The sequence below is a fragment of the Falsiroseomonas sp. RANM36 genome (genome assembly GCF_056682175.1).
This window is the reverse complement of the sequence record NZ_JBWXTD010000008.1, coordinates 62,658-70,616: the sequence shown is the minus strand read 5'-3', so window position 1 is coordinate 70,616 and position 7,959 is coordinate 62,658. Positions and strand designations below refer to the sequence as shown.

Sequence of the window (7,959 nt, the reverse complement as noted above, 5' to 3'; positions counted from 1 at the left end):
GGCGCCGCGCGCCGCGGCTGTGGGCGCGCGTCTGGGGGGGCGGCGCGCGGGTGACCGCCGCATCGGCCCCCGGGGCGCGCGCCACCTCGCCCACCGCGGCACGCAGCGCGGTGCGGGTGGCGACGTAGCGGCCGACATCCACGCAGGCGATCAGCGCGATCACCAGCGTCGCCGCGAGCGCGGCGAAGTCGAGGGAGACGCTGCCGCGCCGCGACCTATTGGCGACGAAGGGTGACATTGGCCGAGACACTCGTTGGACCCGCCGGGGTGATCGGCGAGAAGGGGTGGCTGACGGAGACGCGGACGAAGCGGGCGAGGCCGCCGTCGCAGGCGCTGCTGCAGGCGGTGGCGGTGTTGGCGCACTCGCACCAGACGGGGCTCGGGCTGATGCTCAGCGCGTTGAAGTCGGGCGCGGCCGCCCGCACCGCGGCGGAGATCGCCGCGCTGTCCGCCGGGGTGCGCAGCGCCTGCTGCGCGCCGGCGCGGGCCGCGGTCTGCAGCCGGATGCGCTGCTCGATGGCCAAGCCCCAGTCGAACATGCCCACCAGAACGGCGGCAAGGACCGGGACCAGCAGGGCCAGTTCGATGGAGGCGGTGCCGGCGCGCGGGCGGAGGCCGAGGAGCCGTCTCATTCGGAGACCACCACCTTGCGGGTCTGCGGCACGCGCGTGCCCGTCTCGGCGCAGCCGGTGACGTCCGAGTTGCCCTGGAAGTCGATCGAGTTCGCCACCACCACGCTGCAGGCGATGGTGCCACTGGTGCCGATGAAGCGGACATGGGTGCTCGGGAAATACATCCCGCCGGCCAGGCTGATCGTGGCGGTGCCGGCGATGTCCACCGCGGGGTTGTTGATGTTGTTCGTGGTGGCGCGGATGTCGCGGTAGAACAGGATGCCGTTGTAGTCCGGATCCTTCGCCGCGCGGGCCGCGCGCAGGTTGACCGTGGCGTTGCCGTTGATGTTGATCCCGCCGATCGAGCCCGGGTCGCCGGTCAGCACGAAGACCACGCCCTCGCCGTTCGTGCAGGTGGGGCAGGTGAGCGAGCCGCCGCCCATGACGAAGAGCGAGCCGTTGTGGATGTAATAGGTGCCCGGCTCGACGGCGACCGACTCGCCGCCGTTGATGCGGATGTCGCCGCAATAGAGCTCGCGGTTGTTCTTCTCGAAGGGCCGCAGGTTCTGGTTCTTGCCGCCGCCGCGGTTGGTGCAGCCGTTGCTCGCGCGCGGCATGACCTTCGTGTTCAGTGCGGTGTAGGGATCGAGCGTCGGCGGCTGGAATTCGCGGAAGCGCTGCGCGAGCGTCACGCCGGGCCGGTCGCAGTTGAGGCAGGAGCCGACCGTGGAGATGCTGAACGCGTTGACGACGGCGCTGTTGCCCACCACCTCGGCGCTCGGCGAGGCGCGGCGGTTGGAGGCGAGCACGCAGTTCGGCGTGTTCACCGCGGTGTTGCCGCCCGCCCAGAGCTGGCCGTTGAGCGCCAGGATGCAGACATTGGAGGCGTCGCGCAGGGCGGCGACGCTGCGGCCCTGCACGGGCGGCGGGGGGGAGAGGAAGAAGCCGGCGGCGCCGAGACCCTGCTGCTGGCGGACCACCACCTCGACCGCGGTCGGGTTGCCCCTGTTCGGGCCAGTGCTGGGCGGGATGTTCACCGCGACGGTGGTCGGCGCCAGGTTGGGGAAGCCGTTGCGCCCGGTGACGTCGAGAGCGGCCGCGCGCGCCCGGGTCGCGGCGGACATCGAGCGCGCCACGGCGGCGCTCGCCGAGCCGGCATCTGCGGCATTCTGCGCCCCGCGCCGGGCGGAGTACCAGACCCCGGCATCGGCGGCGATCGCGACGGCGCCGAAGAAGCCGACCGCGGCGGCCGCGAAGGCGAGGGAGCTGACGCCCCGGCGGTCGGTGCGGAGGCGGCGGAGCAGCGTTCCGGGGGTGAACGACGTCATGGCTGGGCTGACAACACGCCTGTTCTTGCGGCCCTCAGGTATGCTGCCATTCGATTAATGATGCGCGTTCGAACTTGTCAGGAAATGTCCCGTCCCTGCGGGCGGCTTGCTTGCAGGCCAGCGGCGCCGCGGCCCGTCCCCGAAGCCGGCCTCACTCGGCGACCACCACGATGCGGGTCTGCGGCACCCGGGTGCCGACCTCGGCGCAGCGGGCCACGCCGGCATTGCCGGTGAATTCGAAGGAAGCGCCGACCAGCACGCCGCAGAGGGCGGTGCCGGCCGTGCCGTTGAAGCGGGAATGGGCGTTCGGGAAATACATCCCGCCCATCAGGTTGAGGTTGGCCCCGCCATTGATCCGCACCGGCGGATTGCCGTTGTTGCCGGTGTTGGTCGCCCGCCCGTCGCGATACAGCAGCACGCCGCGGAAATCCGGATCGGCCGGCGCGTTGGGGGCGCGGAGGTTCTCCACAGCCGCATTGCCGTTGATGACGATGTCGCCGATCGAGCCGGGCGAGCCGGTCAGCACGATCGTCACGCCGGCATCGCCGGTGCAGGCAGGACAGCGGACGGTGCCGCCCTGCAGCGAGAGCGAGGCGTTGTTCAGGTAGTAGGTGCCGGGGCTGAGGGTCAGGGTCCGGTTGCCGTTGACGCGGATGTCGTCGCAATAGGCGCGGCGGCCATTGGTCTCGAACGGCGCCAGCGAGGTCGGGTTGTTGCCGGGATTGATGCAGGTGCCGGCGGAGAAGCTGGGCAGCACCTTGCTGTCCAGATGGGCGAAGGGGTTCTCCACCGGGACCTGCCATTCCGAGGCACGCTGGGTGAGCTGGAAGCGGCTGCTGCCGCAGGTCGGGCAACTGCCGACGGTGCTGAGGCTGAAGGCGATCACGTCGAAGCTGTTGCCGTTGCTCTCGACGCCGGCCAGGTTGCGCCGGTTCGAGGCCAGCACGCAGTTCGGCGCGTTGACCACCGAATTGCCGCCGAAGGAGAGTGTGCCGGTCAGCGCCAGCACGCAGACATTGCTGGCGTCGCGCAGCGAGGCGACGCTGCGGCCCTGCACGGTGGGCGCGGCGGCGAGGAAGAAGCCCGCCGCGCCGAGATTCTGCTGCTGGCGAACGATCACCTCGACGGCGGAGGGGTTGGTGCTGTTGGCGCCGCTGCTGGGCGGGATGTTGACCAGCACGGTGTTCGGCGCCGCGTTGGGGAAGCCGTTGCGGGCGGCCACGTCGAAGCCGGCGCCGCGGGCCGCCGCGGCGCCCGACATCGCGAGCGAGGTGGCGGCGGCGGCGGCGGCGACGTCGGCGGCGTTCTGCGCGCCGCGCCGCGCGGAGTACCACACCCCCGCATCGGCGGCGACGGCCACCGCGCCGAACAGGGCGACCGCGCCGCCGGCGAAGGCCATGGTTGTGACGCCGCGGCGGTCGCGCGCCAGAGGCCGCATCAGGCGGCGAAATATCGTTCCGGGCGCATGGATCGTTTCGGACATGGGATTTCCTATGCCCGAGACCGGACGGCATGTGCGGTTTGATTTGGTAACGATTTATCCGCGCCGGGGAGCGAGGCGAGCAACGGCGCGACTGTTGTGCGAATTTGTAGGATTTCCGCCGAACAGCGGAGATCGTGTTTGCAACGTTCGCGATATCGGCCGTAAGACTTGTCTCGGTCGTCTCCGCCCCTGGACAGGCGCGGCGGCGTTCCCCGCCGGCGACGGATCACCAGGGCGCAGCGCCGGCGGCAACGCGCCCGTTCGAGGAGAGTGCGATGATCGCGATGGCCTGCGCTCCGCTCCGACGCCTCCTGGCCGACCGGCGCGGGCTCAAGGCCATCGAGTACGGGATCCTCGCCGCCTTCGTGGTCGTGGCGGTGGCCGGGCTGACCGGTCCGCTCGATACGCTGCTGACGGACATCTACGACACCATGCTGTCGAAGGTGCCGTCCTAGAGCACGTTCCGATCGACTGGAATCAGTCGATCGGAAGGTCGTGCTCTAGAAATCATGACTCTCGAGCAGCTTATCCCCGTTCGGCGGAACCGCGGAGCGGTTCCACTCGAACGGGCGCTGCTCTAGCACCCGAAGCCCCAGGGCGGGCGCGGGACCGCGCCGCCCGGCTGTCGCGCCCCCCGACGCGCATCCTCAATTGGCGAAGGCGACGACGCGCGCCTGCGGCGCCGCCGTTCCCCCCTGCGCGCAGCCCGAGGTGCTCGCGTTGCCGCCGAACTCGACGGCGGCCGCCACGATCACGGTGCAGCCCGCGGCCGCGGCATTGCCGTTGAAGCGCGCTTCGGTGTTCGGGAAATACATGCCCCCGGAGAGCGAGAGCTGCGCCCCGCCATTGATGCGGACCGGCGGGTTGCCGCCGCCGATCCCGTTGGTCGCGCGGGGATCGCGGTAGAACAGCACGCCGTCGAAGTCGCGGTCGGCGGCGACGGTCGGCGCGTTGAGCCGCACCACGGCATTGGCGTTGATCTGCACGCCGCCGATCTTCGCGGGATCGCCGGTGAAGACGAAGGTCACCCCGGCGCCGCCGGTGCAGGCCGGGCAGTTCACCCGGCCGCTCTGGATGTCGAGCGAGGCGTTGTTCAGGTAGTAGGTGCCGGGCTGCAGCGTCAGCGTGCCGTTGCCGGTCAGCTTGATGTCCTTGCAGTAGGCGCGGCGGCCGTTCTGCTCATAGGGCAGCAGGCTGGTCGGGCTGTTGCCCGGATCGATGCAGGCGCCATTGGTGAAGCGCGGCAGCACCTTCGTGTCGAGGGCGGCAAAGGGATTGCTCGCGGGCACCTGCCATTCGGCGGCGGGCTGGGTCAGGCGCACGCCGGACCCGGTGCAGTTGTCGCAGCTGCCGACGGTGGTGATTCCATAGGCCTCGATGGCCGCGCCGCCGGAGACGGCGACGCCCGCGCCGCTGGCCCGGTTTGAGGCCAGCATGCAGTTCGGCGCGGCGACGCTGGTGCTGCCGGAGAAGGAGAGCTGGCCGGTCAGTGCCAGCACGCAGACATCGGCGTTGTTGCGCAGGATGCCGACGCTGCGGCCGCGCCCGGTCGGCGGCGCGGAGAGGAAGAAGCCGGCGGCGCCGAGCGACTGCGTCTGGCGGACGACGACCTCGACGGCGCCGGGCGTGGCGCGGTTGGGGCCGCTGGTGGGCGGGACATTGACCTCGACGACGGTGCCGCTGCCCTGGGAGAAGCCGTTGCGGGCCGCGACGTCGCGCGCGACGGTCTGGACCTGGCCGGCGCCGCGCATGGCGAGGGTGACGGCGCCGGCGGCGGCGGCGGAATCCGCCGCCGACTGGGCGCCACGCCGGGCGGTGTACCCGACGCCGCTGTCGGTGGCGACGGCGAGGGCGCCGAACACCATCACGGCGCCGGCGGCGAAACTGATTGTGGTAAGGCCGCGGCGGTCCTTGCGCAATCTGCTGAGATTTGCCCGAAAAGCTCCAGCCAGCATCGTCATCGCCCCAATTTTTGGACTGTTAGCGTGAATTGACGATGTATCGTGCCTCGCTCACGATCTTCAGACAACCTTCGAATTGTCAGGTTTTGTGCGCGCAGGAAGCTTACATTGTAAGAAAGAGCCGCCGAACAATCACGATGTCACCCTGGGCAAATACAAACCCCACCGATGCGCAGACATCACTCACACGGAGACGAATTCTTCTGTCTGCCTCCGTGGATGCTTGTAAATTGGCTGTTCGGAATTGTAGGAAACGGGCCTCTGCGGCCATTTAACGATTGCCTCGTTGCGTGCCACGGATAAATGATCGCTTCGGACGCGCTGCTCCGGTTCCCCGGCGTGGACGACGATCCGGCCCGGCGGACCACTCCGCAGGGTCCGCCAGACCCGCAACCGTGTTCCTCAAAAGGGGAGTTATCCAAATGCGTGACCTCGTGATCGTTTCCGCCCAGCGCCTGCTCGGTGACAAGCGCGGCATCTCCGCGATCGAGTACGGCGTGCTCGGCGCCGTCGTCGTGGTGGCCGTCGCCGCCCTGGCCACCCCGCTGGGCACGCTGTTCACCGACGTGTTCGACAGCATCTCGGCCAAGGTCCCGGCCTGATCCAGCTTGGAGCCGCGGCGGACGGCCCGCCGCCGCCGCGGCTCCATCCCCCTACCCGAACCAAGAGACGATCGCGATGCTGCTGCTCGTCACGACGGCCATCCTCGCCATCGCCGCCTGGTCCGACCTCGCCACGCGCACCATTCCCGACTGGTGCAGCCTCGCGCTGCTCGCGCTCGGCATCGCCTTCCGCCTGATCGAGGGGCCGACCGCGGCCCTCTCCTCCCTCGCCATGGCCTTCGTGGTCGGTGGCGGCTTCCTCTTCCTGCATGCCCGCGGGTTCATCGGCGGCGGCGACGTGAAGCTGATCGCGGCCCTGGCCGTGGGCACCGCTCCGTCCGCGCTGCCGGACCTGCTCTTCGCCATCGGGCTTGCCGGCGGTGCGCTCGGCATCGCCTACCTCGCCATGTCGCGCGTGATGCCGCGCCCCGCGCTCCGCCCGAACGCCGCGCTGCCGATGCGCGTGGCGGTGGTGGAGGCGAACCGCATCGCCCGGCGCGGCCCCCTTCCCTACGCCCTCGCCATCGCCGCCGGCACCGTGGCGGCGGGCCTCGGAGCATAGACCCATGACCTGGCGCCGACTGGCCATCGTCCTTCTCCTGCTTGCCGCCGGCGGCCTCGGCGGCATCGCGATGCGCGGCCACCCGCCCGCGCCGACGATGGAGGCGTCCGCAGCGCCCGCGCCGCCGCCGCCGCCCGCCACCGCGCGCGTGCTGGCCGCGGCACGGCCGCTGCCCTCCGGCACGCTGCTGAACGAGGCCGACATCTCGATCGTCGAGGTGCCGACGCCCCCGGCCGACAGCCTGCTGGCGACCGCGTCCTCGATCGCGGATTTCCGCGGCGCGCTGGTCCGCCGCTTCGTCCCGCCAGGAGCACCGCTGACCCGCGACGACATCATGCACCCCGGCGAGCGCGGCTTCCTCGCGGCGGTTCTGCGCCAGGGCTATCGTGCGATCAGCATAGGCGTGGATGCGGCCAGCGGCGCGGGCGGCCTGGGGGCGCCGGGCGACCTGGTGGACCTGGTGCTGGTGCAGACGCTGAACGCCGCCGAGGCGCCTGCCTCCCGCCGGGTGATCGCGGAGACGGTCGAGACCGGCCTGCGCGTGATCGCGATCGACCAGCAGATCACCCAGGGCAACCAGGCCAATGCGCTCGGCCAGCAGCGCGTGGCCCGCACCGTGACGCTCGAGGTCTCGCCCGCGGCGGCGGAGCGCGTGGCGGTGGCCGAGCAGCTGGGCCGCCTGGCCGTGACGGTGCGCGCCGCGCTCGACGAGGAGAAGACGCTGCGCACGGCGATGCCGGTGTTCGGCGGCGACGTCTCCAACGCGCTCGGCAATCCCGACAACCCGACGCCTGCCCGCATGCGGGTGATCCAGGGCAACGACACGCAGGAGGTCACCTTCCGGTGAGGCCCCTTTCCATCCCCCTGCTCGCGCTCGCGCTCGCGCCGTTGCTCGGGCCGGCGCCGGCCGCCGCCCAGGTGCCCTCGCTGCGCCCCGAGGCCCTGGCGGCCACGCCGCTCGGCGCGGTTCCGGCGCAGGCGACCATCCCGCCGGCGATCCCGCCGCGCAACTTCGCCCAGGCGCCGCTGCGCCCGCTGCAGGACCGCACCGCGGCCGAGCCCGCGGCGACGCCGGCGCCGCCCGTCACGCCGGTCGAGCTCCGCCTGCAGGCGGGCACCGGCCGCCTGCTGACCCTGCCGGGCGCGGCCACCACCGTGATCGCGGCCGATCCGCGGGTGGCCCGCGTGCAGCCTTCCTCGCCGACCAGCGTCTTCATCATGGCGGTGGACAACGGCCGCACCACCGTGGTCGCCACCAACGACCTCGGCCGGCCGGTCGCGGAATACGACGTGACCGTGTTCGGCGGGCGCGTGCCGGGCGCGCGCGGGGCGGCCGGCGCCCCGCCGGCCCCCCCCCCCCCCCCGGCCCCGGACCCCCCCCCCCGAGCATCCCCCCACCCCACGCGGGCGCG

The 7,959-nt window shown here is 71.6% G+C and carries 9 protein-coding genes and 1 pseudogene; 5 read left to right on the top strand and 5 right to left on the bottom strand.

Annotation, left to right across the window (positions count from 1 at the left end):
* The 4 genes from AC1MIR_RS26010 to AC1MIR_RS25995 all read right to left on the bottom strand — a co-directional run.
* Positions 1–238 (bottom strand): TadE family protein (locus tag AC1MIR_RS26010; protein ID WP_480031080.1); only part of this gene is annotated, 238 nt, incomplete at its 3' end.
* Positions 216–632 (bottom strand): TadE family protein, encoded by a 417-nt coding sequence (locus tag AC1MIR_RS26005; protein WP_480031079.1) that lies wholly within the window; start codon positions 630–632, stop codon positions 216–218. The genes AC1MIR_RS26005 and AC1MIR_RS26010, both read right to left, overlap by 23 nt.
* Positions 629–1,939 (bottom strand): hypothetical protein, encoded by a 1,311-nt coding sequence (locus AC1MIR_RS26000; protein ID WP_480031078.1) that lies wholly within the window; start codon positions 1,937–1,939, stop codon positions 629–631. The genes AC1MIR_RS26005 and AC1MIR_RS26000 overlap by 4 nt, the downstream gene beginning before the upstream one ends.
* A 151-nt stretch (positions 1,940–2,090) precedes the next feature.
* A complete protein-coding gene (locus AC1MIR_RS25995; protein ID WP_480031077.1) occupies positions 2,091–3,422 on the bottom strand; it encodes a pilus assembly protein TadG-related protein in 1,332 nt (443 codons plus the stop codon).
* Positions 3,423–3,706: 284 nt separating this feature from the next.
* Here AC1MIR_RS25995 and AC1MIR_RS25990 point away from each other — a divergent pair, with 284 nt between their 5' ends.
* Positions 3,707–3,877 (top strand): hypothetical protein, encoded by a 171-nt coding sequence (locus tag AC1MIR_RS25990; protein ID WP_480031076.1) that lies wholly within the window; start codon positions 3,707–3,709, stop codon positions 3,875–3,877.
* Positions 3,878–4,069: 192 nt separating this feature from the next.
* On the opposite strand, the gene AC1MIR_RS25985 is transcribed toward AC1MIR_RS25990, so the two are convergent.
* A complete protein-coding gene (locus tag AC1MIR_RS25985; RefSeq protein ID WP_480031075.1) occupies positions 4,070–5,287 on the bottom strand; it encodes a hypothetical protein in 1,218 nt (405 codons plus the stop codon).
* Positions 5,288–5,805: 518 nt separating this feature from the next.
* Between AC1MIR_RS25985 and AC1MIR_RS25980 the strand changes: the two genes are divergently transcribed.
* From AC1MIR_RS25980 to AC1MIR_RS25965, 4 genes and pseudogenes are all read left to right on the top strand, one after another.
* Positions 5,806–5,985, top strand: coding sequence for a Flp family type IVb pilin (locus AC1MIR_RS25980; protein WP_480031074.1), 180 nt, complete (start codon positions 5,806–5,808; stop codon positions 5,983–5,985).
* Between the two features lie 76 nt (positions 5,986–6,061).
* Positions 6,062–6,547, top strand: a complete 486-nt coding sequence (locus tag AC1MIR_RS25975; protein WP_480031073.1) for an A24 family peptidase — start codon at positions 6,062–6,064, stop codon at positions 6,545–6,547.
* A 4-nt stretch (positions 6,548–6,551) separates the two neighbouring features.
* Positions 6,552–7,394 (top strand): Flp pilus assembly protein CpaB, encoded by an 843-nt coding sequence (gene cpaB, locus AC1MIR_RS25970; protein WP_480031072.1) that lies wholly within the window; start codon positions 6,552–6,554, stop codon positions 7,392–7,394.
* Positions 7,391–7,959: pseudogene (locus tag AC1MIR_RS25965) on the top strand (pilus assembly protein N-terminal domain-containing protein); the annotation flags it as partial. The gene cpaB and the pseudogene AC1MIR_RS25965, both read left to right, overlap by 4 nt.